A 14287-nucleotide genomic window follows, 5' to 3' on the forward strand; every position below is an offset into this window, starting at 1 on the left:
GGCCGCCTGCCCGGAATCTGGGCCGCAAACAGTAGGCTTATCAGTCCCAGGGGGCGAAATCACACCAAGATTACTCCCGAGATGACATCCCACAACCACCCGGAGGTGAACATCGGCCTCGTCGGCCACGTCGACCACGGCAAGACGACGCTGGTCCAGGCGCTGTCTGGCGAATGGACGGACCAGCACTCCGAAGAGATGAAGCGCGGCATCTCCATCCGCCTGGGCTACGCCGACGCGACCTTCCGGCGCTGTCCCGAGGAGGAGGAACCGGAAGCGTTCACGGTCGAGGAAACCTGCGGCGAGCACGACGTCGAGACCGACGTCCTGCGGACGGTGTCGTTCGTCGACGCCCCCGGGCACGAGACGCTGATGGCGACGATGCTGTCGGGCGCCTCGATCATGGACGGCGCCGTCCTCGTCGTCTCCGCGTCCGAGCCGGTCCCCCAGGCCCAGACGGAGGAGCACCTCATGGCCCTGGACATCATCGGCATCGACAACATCGTCGTCGCCCAGAACAAGGTCGACCTCGTCGACCAGGAGCGGGCCCAGGAGAACTATCAGCAGATCCAGGAGTTCGTGAAGGGCACCGTCGCCGAGGGCGCGCCCATCGTCCCCGTCTCGGCCCAGCAGGGCGTCAACACCGACCTGCTCATCCAGGCCATCCAGGAGGAGATTCCGACGCCGGACCGGGACCCAGACGTCGACGCGCAGATGATGGTCGCCCGGAGCTTCGACATCAACCGCCCGGGGACAACCTGGGCGGACCTCAAGGGCGGCGTCCTCGGCGGCTCGCTCGTCCAGGGCAGCCTCGAGGTCGACGACGAGATCGAGCTCCGGCCCGGCCGCGAGGTCGAGGAGGGCGGCCAGACCGAGTGGCGCCCCGTCACCACGAGCGTCCGGTCGATCCAGGCCGGCGGCGATTTCGTCGACGAGGCGACCCCGGGCGGCCTGCTCGGCGTCGGTACCGGTCTCGACCCGTCGATCACGAAGGGCGACGCGCTGGCCGGTCAGGTCGCCGGCCCGCCGGGGAGCCTGCCGCCGACGCTCGAGCAGTTCACGATGGACGTCGACCTGCTCGAACGGATCGTCGGCGACAACGCCGGCGAGGTCGAGGAGATCAGCACGGGCGAGCCGCTGATGCTCACTATCGGCACCGCGACGACCGTCGGCTCGGTCACGAGCGCGCGCGGCGGCGAGGCCGAGGTCGCTCTCAAACGGCCCGTCTGTGCCGCACCGGGCTCGAAGATCGCGATCAACCGGCGCGTCGGGGCGCGCTGGCGCCTCATCGGCGTCGGCACGTTGCGTGAATGATCGTCGTCGACACGAACGCACTCATGATGCCCGTCGAATGCGACGTCAGGCTGTTCGACGAACTCGAACGGGTCGCAAATACGACCGACCTGGTCACCCCCGAAGCGGTCGTCGCGGAACTCGAGAAACTGGCCGACGGCAACGGGGAAGAGGCCACCGCCGCCAGCGTCGGACGCGACCTGGTCGAGCGCTGCGAGGCCGTCGCCACCGACGCGGACTACGCCGACGACGCCGTCCTGGAGCTGGCGAGCCACCCGGACGCGACGCACGCGGTCACGAACGACAAGCCCCTCAAACGCCGTCTGCTCGACGCGGGCGTACCAGTAATTAGTTTAAGGGGCCAGCACAAACTCGCCATCACTCAACCATAACACATGTACAAACGGGTCAGACTACGCGACACGGTGGAGGTACCGCCCAGGCATCTCGCAGAGGTGACGCCGGACCTCGTGAAGAAGCTCCTGCAGGACAAACTCGAGGGCCGGATGGACGAGGACGTCGGCTCGGTCGTCTCGGTCATCGACGTCAAAGACATCGGCGACGGCGCCGTCCTCCCCGGACAGGAGGGCGTCTTCTTCGAGGCGGAGTTCGACGCGCTCACCTACGATCCGCAGATGCAGGAGGTCGTCGACGGGGAGGTCGTCGAGGTCGTCAACTTCGGCGCCTTCGTCGGCATCGGGCCGGTCGACGGCCTGCTGCACGTCTCGCAGATCTCCGACGAGTACCTCGCCTACGACGAGGAGGGCCAGGCGCTGGCCTCCCGCGAGTCCAACGAGACGCTCGCGGTCGGCGACGCCGTCCGCGCCCGCATCGTCACCAAGAGCATCGACGAGCGCAACCCGCGTGACTCCAAGATCGGCCTCACGGCCAAGCAGGTCGGCCTCGGCAAGCACGGCTGGCTGGAGACCGAGCGCGAGAAACGCGCCGCCCAGCAGGCGGAAGCCGGTGAGAGCTGATGGCCGACAGACTGGTCTGCCGCGAGTGCCACCGCGTCCAGGACGCCTCGAACGAGGAGGTGTGTGACGCCTGCGGGTCGAGTTCGCTCACCGAGGACTGGGCCGGCTACGTCGTCATCGCCCACCCCGAGAGCTCCGACATCGCCAAGGAGATGGAGGTCACGGAGCCCGGCAGCTACGCGCTGAAGGTCCGTTAAGCGACCGTGTCCAACGTCGTTCTCGAACTGCCCGACGCGCTTCGCGGCGAACTGAAAGACCCGCTCGGGCCGATCTACACCGACGCCGAGACGCTTCTCGCCGACTCCGTCGAACCCGTCGTCGCGGTCGGCGACGTCGTCACCTACCACCTCCTGCAGGCAGGCCACGTGCCCGCCGTCGCCTTCGTCGACGAGAAGACCAAGCGCCAGACCGTCGACGAGGAGATACGCGAGGGTATCACGGGATTCGACCGGGAGCGAACGATCGACAATCCTGCGGCGACGCTGACGAGCGATCTGCTGGAGACGCTCCGGACCGGCATCGACGAGGGCGGCACGACCCTGGTCCGCGTCGACGGCGAGGAGGACCTGGCCGCCCTGCCCGCGATTCTGGCCGTTCCATCGGGTGCCAGCGTCGTGTACGGCCAGCCCGACGAGGGGATGGTGCTGGTGACCGCGGACGAGGACGCGAGGGGATTCGTTCGTAATCTGATGGAGCAGATGGGCGGGGATAGCGAGGCGGCGCTGAAGTTCCTTGAATAGCCTTCTCGGCAGGCGGCGTCCGAGATAACGGCAAGGTAAAGTCCCGGTCGTTTATTTCCACACGCATGCGGATGAAACGCCGGGCCTTCCTCCAGACGGTCGGAGCGGCGGTAGTTGGAACCAGCGGCTGTATGGGCGTCATTGGCGAGCGTGATTACATCCAGAACCGGTCACTGATCCTCGAGAAAAAGGGCTGTGGTGACCGAGAAGACGCCGGTACATTGGCGTGGGACGGCGACACGAATACGATCAGCGCCGACGGCATCGTCGCGACAGACGGTATCTGTGGTCCGTTGGACATAGGCTTCGCCACCTGCGAAGGCGACTGTGGGATCGTATTCATCGAAATCTACGTTCTGGACGAAACCGACTGCCCGGCTTGCGAACGGTACTTCGAATACACCGTAAATGTCGAGATTCGTCGTCAGCCGTCGAAAGTGAAGCTGTTTCACACCGACCCCGACGAAACGTTCGTCTCGGTCGACGTGATCAAAATCACCGAGGACGGTGAGGTAATAACCTACACTGAACGGCCGGAGACGGAGACAAGGGCTGGGAATCGAACCAAACGGAACTTCGAGGAAAGTGTCGAGAATACACCCTTCCCAAAGCGAGGAACAGGGGCGTCTCGACCAGACGGTCATTCCTGACGGTCCCGATCCGCGTTCCGTTAAACGAGCACGTGGATGTGCCTGACCAGCGACCGGTGGACCCGCCGCTCGAAGCGCGAGTCGACGGTCCACCCCGCCTCGCGGGCGGCGTCCTCCCACGACCGGTCGGCCATCAGCACGCATCTGGGGGCGACTCGCCTCGCCTCGGCGAGCGCACGGGAGACGATTGTCTCCAGGTCGCCTTCGATCTTCGACTGGCGACCGTAGGGGGCGTCGAAGACGACGCCGTCGATAGCGTCGTCTCGGACCGGAAAGTCGGTCGCGTCGGCGCGAAACACGTCCCACGAGCCGGGTTCGGGATAGCGGGGGTCGTCCGCGTTCCGGTCCTCACCGAGCGCGTCGACGAGGTTCTGGCTCGCGCCGCGGACCATCTTCCACTGGGCGTCGCTGCCGACGACTCTCGCGCCCAGCAGGCCAGCCTCGATAGGGACGCCACCGGTGCCGCACATCGGGTCGAGAATCGTCGCGCCGGGTCGGGCGCCGGCGAGGTTGGCGAGTGCGCGGGCGTCCATCGGCGCCATGCTCCCGGGCTGGAAGAACGGCCGGTCCGATGGCATGCGCTGACCGAAGTCCCGGACGGAGGCGGCGACGGCCCAGCCGACGGCGCAGATCCGTCCGGGGGTATCGTCGTCGACGTCGCCCGCCGCGTCGCTGAAGACAACGCGGAGTTCGTGGTCTGGATTGTCGAGGTCCACCGAGAAGCCCTGGTCGACGAGGACGCCGCCGAGTTCCCGCTCGACGGCCTGGGTGTCGACGTCGGTCGTGTAGCGGACGTCGACGGCGCGGACGGCGACGGACCCCGAGCGGTCGGTGGCGGGGGCGTCTTCGAGCAGGGTGCGGGCGCTCTCGACGTCGGGGTCGCAGGTCCCCACCAGTTCGCTCGCGTGGTGGGTGTAGGCGAGCGTCCGCGCGCGAGCGCGGTCGAGTTCGCTCGCCGTCGCGAGCCCCGGCGCGACGAGGCTCACGTCGCTGGCGACGCTGGCCGCCTCGCGCGCGGCGAACTCGTCGTCCTGGCCCGCCAGTTCGAGGACGTACACGTCTGTAGGGCGCAGTGGTGCGCCAATCAGCCTACCGGTCCTACGATGAGTCGCTATCGAAGAGAGTGGAAGTACCGATAGCAAGGGCCCTGTCAACGCATTCAACGACAGAGGAAAGCCCCGGACCTGTGCGGTCCCGCGGCTCGCTGCGCGCTTCCTTCGCTCACTCCGTTCGCTCAGTGCAGTGCTTGCGTCGCCGGGGTTCCCGCACAGGTCCGCCCCTTTCAGCCCCACCCGGTATCGGCTGTTCCATCCCGAGAAACGGGTGGGACTGAAAGGGGCTGGCTTCTCGACGAAGGCGGGCGACGTCCTCGGAAGGCGCTCGGCGTCTTCCGGGATGATGAAAATCGCCGGTGGCGATTTTCAGATCACAAGGACCCGAGACGAGCGAAGCGAGGCGAGGACCGCAGCGAGCCCCCCGAGTCGAGAAGCCAGGGGCTTTTCCTCTGTCGTTGGTCACGGTAGTACTCTCGGCAGTTCAGCCGATTACGCTCAGAAGTTTGACTCGCGCATCTCCGAGCCGTCCGGGAGAAATGTCGGCTAATAGAGGAACGTATCAATGGATGCATGAACCTTTATAAGCCTTAAATACGTGACTTAAAACGAGACATGGCAGATCCCAAGGAAACTATAAATATCGAGAACGTCGTCGCCTCGACCGGTATCGGGCAGGAACTCGACCTCCAGAGCGTGGCGATGGACCTCGAGGGCGCGGACTACGACCCCGAGCAGTTCCCCGGCCTCGTCTACCGGACCCAGGAACCCAAATCTGCGGCGCTGATCTTCCGGTCGGGGAAGATCGTCTGTACCGGTGCCAAGAGCACCGACGACGTCCACGAGAGCCTCCGCATCGTCTTCGACAAGCTCCGCGACCTGAACATCCAGGTCGACGAGGATCCCGAGATCGTCGTCCAGAACATCGTCACCTCGGCGGATCTGGGTCGCACGCTCAACCTGAACGCCATCGCCATCGGCCTCGGGCTGGAGAACATCGAGTACGAGCCCGAGCAGTTCCCCGGCCTCGTCTACCGGCTGGACGACCCCGACGTCGTCGCCCTGCTGTTCGGCTCGGGCAAGCTGGTCATCACCGGTGGGAAGAAGCCCGTCGACGCCGAAGAAGCGGTCGACAAGATCGTCTCGCGACTCGAAGAGCTCGGCCTGCTCGAATAAGCCCGTCGAGGCGGCGGTTCTTCTCTTCGCTTTCGGCCCGGAGCGACGCGTTCACCCCATTTCGGTCTCGGCGACTGGTGCGTGGGCCGGCACAGCAGTCACGCGAGTCCGGCGACGGACGGGTTACGCCGTCTCACTCGCTTCCGCGTCGGCCGTCGCGTCGGTCGGCCGGCCCGCTCGACGCTGGTTACAGGTCCCGGGAGTGGCCGAGATAGCGCATCGACGTGCCACAGCCCGAGCAGGTCCGGTCGTCCGGATCGCTCGCTCGCGCTCCACAGGATGGGCATTCGTACTGGTTCGATTCGGGAACTGTGGGATTAGGTCGCATAGCTATTCGCTCGTGAGTAATTAGCACGGATAAGCGGTGTCCTGATATCCATTATACGATTTTACTGGACATTCGACCACACCCGTTCCTTCTTGCGGTTTTCGTGAAGCCGTTTATACGATGGCGGCGACTCGTTCCCGAAACGAGACCGTCGCGTTCCTATCCTGGCGAAAAAACTGGACGAACGGCGACCGTAATTTTACGTTCCGTCGGATACACGTCACTAGCGGCCATGACGGAGTACGTTTGTCAGGAATGTGGCCAGGAGACCGAACGAAGTCCGCTCTGCGTCACCTGCCCGTCGTGTGGCGGTCCCCTCGAGTCCGCGGTCGCGCGCCGCGAGCGCGAATCGAGCGGGCGTCTCGAATGACAGCACCCAAGCCAGCGGCCCGAGAAGCGCGGGTATGCTCGCGCTGATCTCGGGCCTCGCCCTGCCCCTCCAGTCGCAACCGGACCCAACCGGGCAGGGCATCCTCGCCGTCGTCGGCACCGTCCTGCTCGGCTGGCTGTTCTACGCCGTCACGCTCCACCTCGCCGCGACGTTCTTCGTCGGCGACGTCCCGACCCAGCCCGCCGCCGCGGCCGGCATCGTCCCCGCCGTCGTCTCGCTGTTGCTCGGTCGCTACGGCCTCGGCGAGCAGACCCTCGTCTCGCCGGGCGTCGACTTCGTCATCGCCCTGGTCGCGATCCTGGTCGCCGACGCGCTCGCTATCAACTACGCCTACGACCTGCCGTGGAAGTCGACCGCGGCGCTCACGGCGCTCCACTTCGCCTTCGCGAGCGTGCTGATCGTCGCGCTGAACAACATCTTCGGGTTCGTTTGAGCGGGCAGTCTGCACCGTCGCGGTCAGCGTCGCCGATTACGACGATCGGTGGAGTGAACGGTGGGGCTGAGAGAAGAGACTACTCGACCAACCGTTCGATTTCGGTCACCAGCACGTCGCTTGCACCGACGCCCTTGAGCGCGTTGATGGTCTCGAACACGTCGCGCTCGTCGACGACGGCGTGGACGGCGACGTCGTCGGTGCCGGCGATGTCCATCACCGTCGGCCCGCCCATCCCGGGGAGGACCTCCTTCACGTCCTCGAGCGCGTCGGCGGGGACGTTCATCATCAGGTAGCGCTTGTCTTCGGCGGCGATAACCGAGCTCAGCGCCATCGCGACCTGCTGGACCTTCTCGTCGTCGGCGACGTCGTCGCGGGCGAACAGGCGGACCGAGGACTCGAGCACGTCGTCGATCACCTTCAGCCGGTTCATCCGCAGCGTCGTCCCGGTGGAGGTGATGTCGACGATGGCGTCGGCGATGTCGACGTGGGGCGTCAGCTCCGTCGCGCCGGAGACCTCCGCGATGTCCACGTCGACGCCCTTCTCGGCGAAGAACTCGCGGGTGACGTTGGGGAACTCCGTGGCGACGGTGCCGCCGGCCAAATCCTCGACCGACTCGATGTCGCCGTCCTCCGGCGCGGCGAGGACGAGTTTACAGGAGCCATAGCCCAGGTCGAGCAGTTCTTCGAGGTTGCCGGGGTCGGCCTCGCGGACCTGATCGAGGCCCGTGATTCCCACGTCGGCGGCGCCGTCGGAGACGTACTCCGGGATGTCCGCGGCGCGGGCGTACAGCACGGTGACGTCCGGGTCGACCGTCGCGGCGTAGAGCTGTCGGTCCGCGCCGTCGACGACGTGCAACCCGGCGCGTTCCAGCAACTCGACCGACGGGTCGTGCAGGCGGCCCTTGTTGGGCACGGCGATGCGCATAACGAGGGATGGCGGGCCCGAGGCAACTGTCTTTCCCCTTCGGTCGAGGTCATATTCGAACGCACCCTCCCAGGAGAAGTCGCTTTCAACGGATTCTGCCAGAACATCTATGCTCTGTAGATATCGAGCAGTGAGTGAGGGCGATAATTGATGTGGGGATGAACAAGAAAATATCTGTGCCAGACGATGTTGGAGGAATCGATCAAAGCAGTATTCGTACTTCCCGAACGTTCCAGAGACGAGGCATTCGAAGTAGTTGTAGAATTTGCGGAGACAGCGGACTCCTACGAGATTGAAGAAATTCAGGAAGACGATCTCGGGGCTCGATACAGGGTATATGTGTCCGTTGACGATATGTTGCTCAGTATAATATTCACAGACGGAAATTCAGACCACCCAGATGGAAATCTCGTTCAGATACGCTATACTATCGGGCCAACCCTTGAGAATACGAGCGAGATAGCAGGAGCGAAGCCGCTACACAAAATAGCCGAGACAGTTAAGCACCTGTATGCTGTATTGGACGGCCACCCTAGAGCGGTGTTCGGTATCGAAACATATCAGAACCAGAAAGCACCTCTCTCGGTTGATGACCTGCCACCGACCGACAGAAAGTTTCTGACCTGGCTTGATCTGTTTCCGCCGAAAGAAGTCGAGGCCATTGGACGAAACCGATTGTTGTCCGCACCGGCACCTCACGTCGAAGAACTCGCCGACGGTGGGATCTTGCTCATCTCGAAGCATCCGGTGACGATCGACCCGGCGACGATAGACGAAGTTGCTGACCACGTCGGAATTAAATGCTGGGAAGATTATCCGCACGAGCGAGCGTCCGCGAGTGACTTCGAGGATTGAACACTCTACCCTAATCCAGCAGATTGACGCTCCCGCGACCAGAAACCCACGCTCATGAGCGTACTTCTCGTTTCGGGCGGGAAGATCCTGCCATCCGACCGCTCTGTCACGGAACCGACAGTCATCGTTGTACGGTCCGGCCGAAATCGTTCCGACCACCTGTGCATTTGAAGTAAAGTGGGCGATATGGCCCAGAAAATGCCATTCGTTGCACGCTCGGTTCCGGCGTTCTCACGCGTCGTAGATCCGCTGTTGACGGTACTCAGCAACGCGTTCGCTCTCCTCATTCTTCCGGGTATCGTCGCTCACGAGCTCGGCCACTACGTAACGTGTCGACTCCTCGGCGTGGAGGTCGAGGAAGTGGTCCTGTTCCATTGGCCCGACGATCCGCTACGGCAACGGAGTCTCGGAGGGTGGGTCTCCACCGTGGAACCGCCGGAACGGTGGCGCTCGTTCCTGGTAAGCGCCGCACCGCTCGCGGGTAATACCGGAGCCGCCCTGGCGGCGCTCTACGGCGTGCGTGTGGTGGTGCGTCGGCCTGGGATGGAGGGGACTGTCGCCGGCAGCGACGTGCCGTTGGCACTGCTCGCCGAGCGTTTCGTCGCTGCCGGACTACCCCGTCAGTCCCTCGCCGCGCTGTGTCTCTGGGTTGGAACCGCGCTGGCATACACCGGATTTCCCAGTTCGGGTGATCTTCGCGCTGTTTCCAAGCAGCTGGCGCTCATTGCGGGCAGAGCGGCCGACCGGTCTGCCAGCATCGGGTACTACGCCGAGTACGCGCACGGCGAGTTATCGACGATCTACACGGTCGTCGTGACCATCGCCGGACTGGTGGGTGTCCGTGCCGTGTTCGAGTTCGGCGACCTCTACGTCCTCGTCGTCCTGAGCGGCACGACGTTGTTCGTTCTCAGTAACTACGACGGGACGAACGGACTGACTGCAAACCCGGTTCGTGCGCGAATGGCCCACGCCGAGCAAATCGAGGAGCGAGCGGCGGCCGGCGAACTGATTCCGCGGAACGAGGTCGACGCGCTCGTGGACTTGCTCGCCCACGAAAGCGACGCGGTCCGAAACAGAGCCGGGAGGGGGTTGCGGGCCGTCGCAGTTGAGCAGCCGTCGATGGTCGCCGAATGGGAGGAGCGTCTGTTCGAGGTGCTCAGGACCGAAGAGCGGGTCGCGTGTCGGACGCCGTTGCTGAATACACTCGTCTATCTGCGCGCGGCTATCGAAGACACGGATCGGCTCGCGGCGGTCGGCGTCGACACACTCACCGCCGACGATTCCCGGCTTCGGGACAAGGGCGCAGGCATCGTTGCCGCTGCTGCGGAGGTCGATCCGGCGCTCGTGGTAGACGCCGTCGACGAATTGGTCGAGGTACTGCCGACACTGTCGGACGGTCCGCGGGCGAATGCCGCCCTGGCACTGGCTCTGATCGCCGAGGCCGACGCCAGTCACGTCGAACCCTACCGTGAGCGAATTACCAGCTACCGTGACGACGAGTACGAGAAGGTCAGGGACCGTATCCAGCGAATCGACGACGCGATAGAATCGACGGAGGGCGGGGATGACAGTATGACCGAGTGATCCCGGGATACCGAGCAACACGGGTCAGAGAGATTCTCTGGTTCACGGGACAACCACCCACGCGCCAGTGTGCACCCGAATCCAGCAGATTGACGCCCCCGCGACCAGAACCCCACGTCCATGAGCGAACTTCTCGTTTCGGGCGGGCAGGTCCTGCTGCCGGAACTCACAGTCGCGGAAGCGGACGTCCTCGTCGACCAGGACTCGGGCGATATCGTCGCCGTCGACGACCCCGGCGCGCTGGAGGGCGACGACGAACTCGACGCCGGCGACGGCCTCGTCATCCCCGGCCTCGTCAACGCCCACTGCCACGTCTCGATGACGCTGCTGCGGGGCTACGCCGACGACAAGCCATTGGACGCCTGGCTGCAGGAGGACATCTGGCCGGTGGAGGGCGAACTCACCGCCGAGGACGTCCGCGTCGGCGCGGAGCTCGGACTGACCGAGATGATAAAATCGGGCACCACCGCGCTGGCGGACATGTACTTCTTCATGGAGCAGGTCGCCGAGGCTGTCGACGACGCCGGGATGCGTGGCCTGCTCGGCCAGGGCTGCATCTCCGCCGGGAAGGACGAAGAGGACGCCCACGAGGACTTCCAGTCCGGCCTCGCGTTTGCGAATGAATACGACGGATACGCGGACGGGCGCGTCCGGACGGCGTTCATGCCCCACTCGCTGACGACCGCCGGCGAGGCGTACTACCGCGAGTACGTCCCCGAAGCCCGCGAGGCGGGGGTTCCGATCCACTTCCACGCAAACGAGACGGAGGGGGAGGTCGACCCCATCGTCGAGGAGCACGGCGAGCGCCCCCTCGAATACGCCGACGACATTGGCCTGCTCGAACCTGAGGACTTCCTCGCCCACGGCGTCCACGTCGACGACACGGAGATCGACCTGCTGGCCGAGCGCGGCACCGGCGTCGTCCACAACCCGGCCTCGAACATGAAGCTCGCCAGCGGCATGGCGCCGGTCCAGGCGATGGTCGACGCCGGCGTCTCGGTGGCGCTCGGCACCGACGGCGCGGCGTCGAACAACGATCTCGACCTGTTCGACGAGATGCGCGACGCGGCGATGCTCGGGAAACTGGCGGCCGACGACGCCAGCGCGATGGCTGCCGGGACGGTGCTCCAAATCGCGACCCAGGGCGGGGCCGACGTCCTGGGCTTTGACTCGGGACGGATCGAGGCGGGCGCGAACGCCGACCTCGCCGTGGTGGACCTCGACGCCACGCACCTCACGCCCCACCACGACCTGGTGAGTCACCTCGTCTACGCCGCGAAGGGGAGCGACGTCCGCCACACGGTCTGCGACGGCGAGGTTCTCATGCGCGACCGCGAGGTGCAGGTGTTCGACGAATCGTCGGTCCGGGAGCGCGCGGAGACGGCGGCCCGGGACCTGGTGGCTCGCGCAGAGCGGGAGTGACCAGGGATACAGTTACTGAAACTCGCCCGGGAGGCGCTCCCGGTTGTCGACGAGCAGTTCCAGCACGGGCGCCACTTCGTCGAACTGGGGCCCGCGGCGGACGACCCGTTCGGCCGGATTCCAGTCGACGTAGCCGTAGTCGGCGAGCTTCGGGATGTGCTTGTGGATCATGCCGGTCACGTACCTGGTGTAGTCGCCGTTCTCCGGGGCGATCTCGGGAAGCGACGGGGCGGCGTCGACTTCGGGGTGGTGATCGCTGAGAAGCAGGAGAAGCCGCCGCCGGTCGATGGATTTGAGCGCGTCGAAGAGTCTATCCAGCGCTCGCGAAGAGACGCAGTCGTCGTACATGTCACTAGACAATACCCGGAGACGGCGGGAGAGTATTTGGCTGATCCAGAAACCCCTTTAAGTCGAGTGGGTGGGATCGTGTCCGGCAGTTAGCTCCCGTTCGACGAGTTTGCGGACGGCGGCGCGAATGTGCTTCGAGAGGGCCTGGGGCGTGACGTCGAGGTCCCCGGCCAGTTCACCGAGCGTCGCCTCGCTCGGCGTCTCGAAGTAGCCACGCTCGGAGGCCAGCGACAGACACTCCCGCTGGCGGTCGGTGAGGTCCTCTGTCCCCCGTCCGGCCACCTGCTCGGAGTAGATCCGGTCGACGAAGGGATCCGTGTCCATCGCCCGCAATTCGCCGACGACAGTCCTGAGCGTTTCCCGGTCCGGCACGCGGAGTCGGAGCCAGAACCCCTCGACTGACCCCTCGTTGTCGAGCATGGAGACGTCGTGTCGACGGAAGTGGGGGGAGAGCATGACGTTCTCCGACAGTGAGTTCGTGGTCAGCCGGTAGAGTCGCCGCTCGCCGACCGTCGCGAGTTCACGGAGTTCACAGACGTACCGATACTCCCGGATGCGTCGTTCGAACTCGGCGAAATCGCTCCCCTCGACCCACCAGAAGAAGGTGTAGTGTTCGTTGGGGCCGTCGCTGAAGTGATGGTAGCTTTCGATCGTCGCCGTCGTGTCCGGGACCACACCGAATACCTCGGCGAACAGCGGCGGGTCTCGAATGGTAAGCTCGACGACAAAACTCATTGGGGTTTCCAGAGACGACCAGGCGCGGAGATTTAGGGGTGACGCTCGCCACATGTACCGATTCGGAATCACGTCGCCCCGGTCCCGACGGGGAACTATCAGTGGCGTTGCAGTCGGTGCCGGGCAGTATCTCGACGTAACGAGCGAGACCAGTACGACAGACGGTCCCGCTCAGAACGAGTCGACGACCGGGATGCCGACGGTGTCGAAGTCAGTCATCGCGTCGAGGGTCGCCGAGACGTCTTCGAGGCCGATGGTCTCTGAGACGACGGCCGACGGGTCCAGTTTCCCGGTCGCGACCATCCGGAATATCTCGTCGTAGTCGGCCGGCGGCATCCCGAGGGCGCCGTGGAAGTCCACCTCGCTGGTGACCATCTCGTCGGTGGGCAGGGGTATCTGGCCGTGTTCCTCGCTCGTGGTCAAGCCGATCTGGACGTGCGAGCCCATCGGTCCTAAACTACCCACGGCGTTCTGGCAGGTCTCGGCGATGCCCAGCGCGTCCATCGAGACGTCCGCGCCGCGGCCGATCAGGTCCTGGACGGCGCCGGGGACGTCGTCGACCTCGGCGGCGTTGAGCGTCTCGTCGGCGCCCAGGTCCTCGGCCAGCGCGAGTTTCTCGTCGTCGAGATCGACGCCGACGACGTTGAGTCCCAGCGCGTCGCCGATGTGGATCGCCGAGAGGCCGACACCGCCGCAGCCGTGGACGGCGAGCCAGTCGCCGGCGCCCGCGTCGGCCCGGTGGGCGAGCCCGTGGAACGCGGTCATGAACCGGCAGCCCAGGCCGGCCATGTCGACCGACGAGACGCCGTCGGGCAGGTGGACGAGGTTGTGGTCGGCGTGGGGAACCGGCACCTGTTCGGCGAAGGCCCCCGGTGCTTCGGGCTGGAGGCCCAGCGCCTGGCGGTTCTCGCAGATGTTGGCGTGGCCCTTCCGGCAGAGCGGACAGGTGCCGTCGCCGAGGCTGAACGGGATGGCGACGTGGTCGCCCTCGCGGACGTGGTCGACTTCGGACCCGACCGCGACGACGTGGCCGGCGGGTTCGTGGCCGAGGATGTGGCCCGGGACGGGGTCGAGGCCGCGCCACTCCCAGTCGCCCTGCCAGGCGTGCCAGTCGCTGCGGCAGACGCCGCAGGCCTCGACGGCGACGACCGCGCCGTCGGGTTCGGGTTCCGGGTCCTCGACTTCGCGGACGTCCAGGGGTTCGCCGTAATCGGTAAACACTGCTGCGCGCATGCCCGTGTCGAGGGCCCTTGGGACCAAATACGCTTCCCTGGCGTCCGACCGAGCGAAGCGAGGTCGGGCTCAGCAGTCGAGCGTAGCGAGTCTGCCGGCGTCCACGCGAACAAAGTGAGCGTGGGCTCGATAGACGAACGAA

General features: G+C 65.3%; 16 protein-coding genes. 11 read left to right on the top strand and 5 right to left on the bottom strand.

Translation table 11 applies throughout. From position 1 onward, the window contains the following. Positions 1–81: 81 nt before the first annotated feature. The 6 genes from AC5FRV_RS07065 (at position 82) to AC5FRV_RS07090 (ending at position 3660) form a co-directional block, all read left to right on the top strand. The gene (locus AC5FRV_RS07065; RefSeq protein WP_493560398.1) at positions 82–1314 is read left to right on the top strand and encodes a translation initiation factor IF-2 subunit gamma; all 1233 of its coding nucleotides are present in this window, start codon (positions 82–84) and stop codon (positions 1312–1314) included. Continuing rightward, a complete protein-coding gene (locus tag AC5FRV_RS07070) occupies positions 1311–1685 on the top strand; it encodes a PIN domain-containing protein (RefSeq protein ID WP_493560399.1) in 375 nt (124 codons plus the stop codon). The genes AC5FRV_RS07065 and AC5FRV_RS07070 overlap by 4 nt, the downstream gene beginning before the upstream one ends. A 3-nt stretch (positions 1686–1688) precedes the next feature. Further along, positions 1689–2270, top strand: coding sequence for a DNA-directed RNA polymerase (locus tag AC5FRV_RS07075; RefSeq protein WP_493560400.1), 582 nt, complete (start codon positions 1689–1691; stop codon positions 2268–2270). Then, positions 2267–2467, top strand: coding sequence for a transcription elongation factor subunit Spt4 (spt4, locus tag AC5FRV_RS07080; protein WP_089818914.1), 201 nt, complete (start codon positions 2267–2269; stop codon positions 2465–2467). Before AC5FRV_RS07075 ends, spt4 begins: the two co-directional genes overlap by 4 nt. Before the next feature lie 6 nt (positions 2468–2473). Further along, a complete protein-coding gene (locus tag AC5FRV_RS07085) occupies positions 2474–3010 on the top strand; it encodes a GTP-dependent dephospho-CoA kinase family protein (RefSeq protein WP_493560401.1) in 537 nt (178 codons plus the stop codon). A 65-nt stretch (positions 3011–3075) separates the two neighbouring features. Further along, positions 3076–3660 (top strand): hypothetical protein, encoded by a 585-nt coding sequence (locus AC5FRV_RS07090; protein WP_493560402.1) that lies wholly within the window; start codon positions 3076–3078, stop codon positions 3658–3660. Positions 3661–3680: 20 nt separating this feature from the next. Here AC5FRV_RS07090 and AC5FRV_RS07095 read toward each other — a convergent pair whose 3' ends face one another. Beyond that, positions 3681–4718 (bottom strand): TIGR01177 family methyltransferase, encoded by a 1038-nt coding sequence (locus tag AC5FRV_RS07095; protein ID WP_493560403.1) that lies wholly within the window; start codon positions 4716–4718, stop codon positions 3681–3683. 609 nt (positions 4719–5327) lie between these two features. Between AC5FRV_RS07095 and AC5FRV_RS07100 the strand changes: the two genes are divergently transcribed. Further along, positions 5328–5888 carry a TATA-box-binding protein gene (locus AC5FRV_RS07100; RefSeq protein ID WP_089818919.1) on the top strand — a complete coding sequence of 187 codons (561 nt, stop codon included), beginning with the start codon at positions 5328–5330 and terminating at the stop codon, positions 5886–5888. Positions 5889–6620: 732 nt separating this feature from the next. Next, positions 6621–7040, top strand: coding sequence for a DUF7473 family protein (locus tag AC5FRV_RS07105; RefSeq protein WP_493560404.1), 420 nt, complete (start codon positions 6621–6623; stop codon positions 7038–7040). Positions 7041–7119: 79 nt separating this feature from the next. Here AC5FRV_RS07105 and hisG read toward each other — a convergent pair whose 3' ends face one another. Then, positions 7120–7968: an ATP phosphoribosyltransferase gene (gene hisG / locus AC5FRV_RS07110; RefSeq protein ID WP_493560405.1), complete on the bottom strand. Its 849-nt coding sequence runs from the start codon at positions 7966–7968 to the stop codon at positions 7120–7122. A gap of 186 nt (positions 7969–8154) precedes the next feature. On the opposite strand from hisG, the gene AC5FRV_RS07115 reads away from it, so the two are divergent. The 3 genes from AC5FRV_RS07115 to AC5FRV_RS07125 all read left to right on the top strand — a co-directional run bounded on the left by AC5FRV_RS07115 (position 8155) and on the right by AC5FRV_RS07125 (position 11829). Beyond that, on the top strand, positions 8155–8823 hold the full coding sequence (locus AC5FRV_RS07115) for a hypothetical protein (RefSeq protein ID WP_493560406.1): 669 nt from the start codon (positions 8155–8157) through the stop codon (positions 8821–8823). Positions 8824–9009: 186 nt separating this feature from the next. Then, positions 9010–10407, top strand: a complete 1398-nt coding sequence (locus AC5FRV_RS07120) for a M50 family metallopeptidase (protein ID WP_493560407.1) — start codon at positions 9010–9012, stop codon at positions 10405–10407. 120 nt (positions 10408–10527) lie between these two features. Next, positions 10528–11829 (top strand): amidohydrolase, encoded by a 1302-nt coding sequence (locus tag AC5FRV_RS07125; protein ID WP_493560408.1) that lies wholly within the window; start codon positions 10528–10530, stop codon positions 11827–11829. Positions 11830–11841: 12 nt separating this feature from the next. Here AC5FRV_RS07125 and AC5FRV_RS07130 read toward each other — a convergent pair whose 3' ends face one another. The 3 genes from AC5FRV_RS07130 to AC5FRV_RS07140 all read right to left on the bottom strand — a co-directional run bounded on the left by AC5FRV_RS07130 (position 11842) and on the right by AC5FRV_RS07140 (position 14145). Next, positions 11842–12177 (bottom strand): DUF7344 domain-containing protein, encoded by a 336-nt coding sequence (locus AC5FRV_RS07130; RefSeq protein WP_493560409.1) that lies wholly within the window; start codon positions 12175–12177, stop codon positions 11842–11844. Positions 12178–12234: 57 nt separating this feature from the next. Continuing rightward, on the bottom strand, positions 12235–12912 hold the full coding sequence (locus AC5FRV_RS07135; RefSeq protein ID WP_493560410.1) for a helix-turn-helix domain-containing protein: 678 nt from the start codon (positions 12910–12912) through the stop codon (positions 12235–12237). Positions 12913–13083: 171 nt separating this feature from the next. Then, positions 13084–14145, bottom strand: coding sequence for a zinc-dependent alcohol dehydrogenase family protein (locus AC5FRV_RS07140; RefSeq protein WP_493560411.1), 1062 nt, complete (start codon positions 14143–14145; stop codon positions 13084–13086). Positions 14146–14287 lie beyond the last annotated feature (142 nt).

Source organism: Halomicrobium sp. HArcel3 (assembly GCF_058933135.1).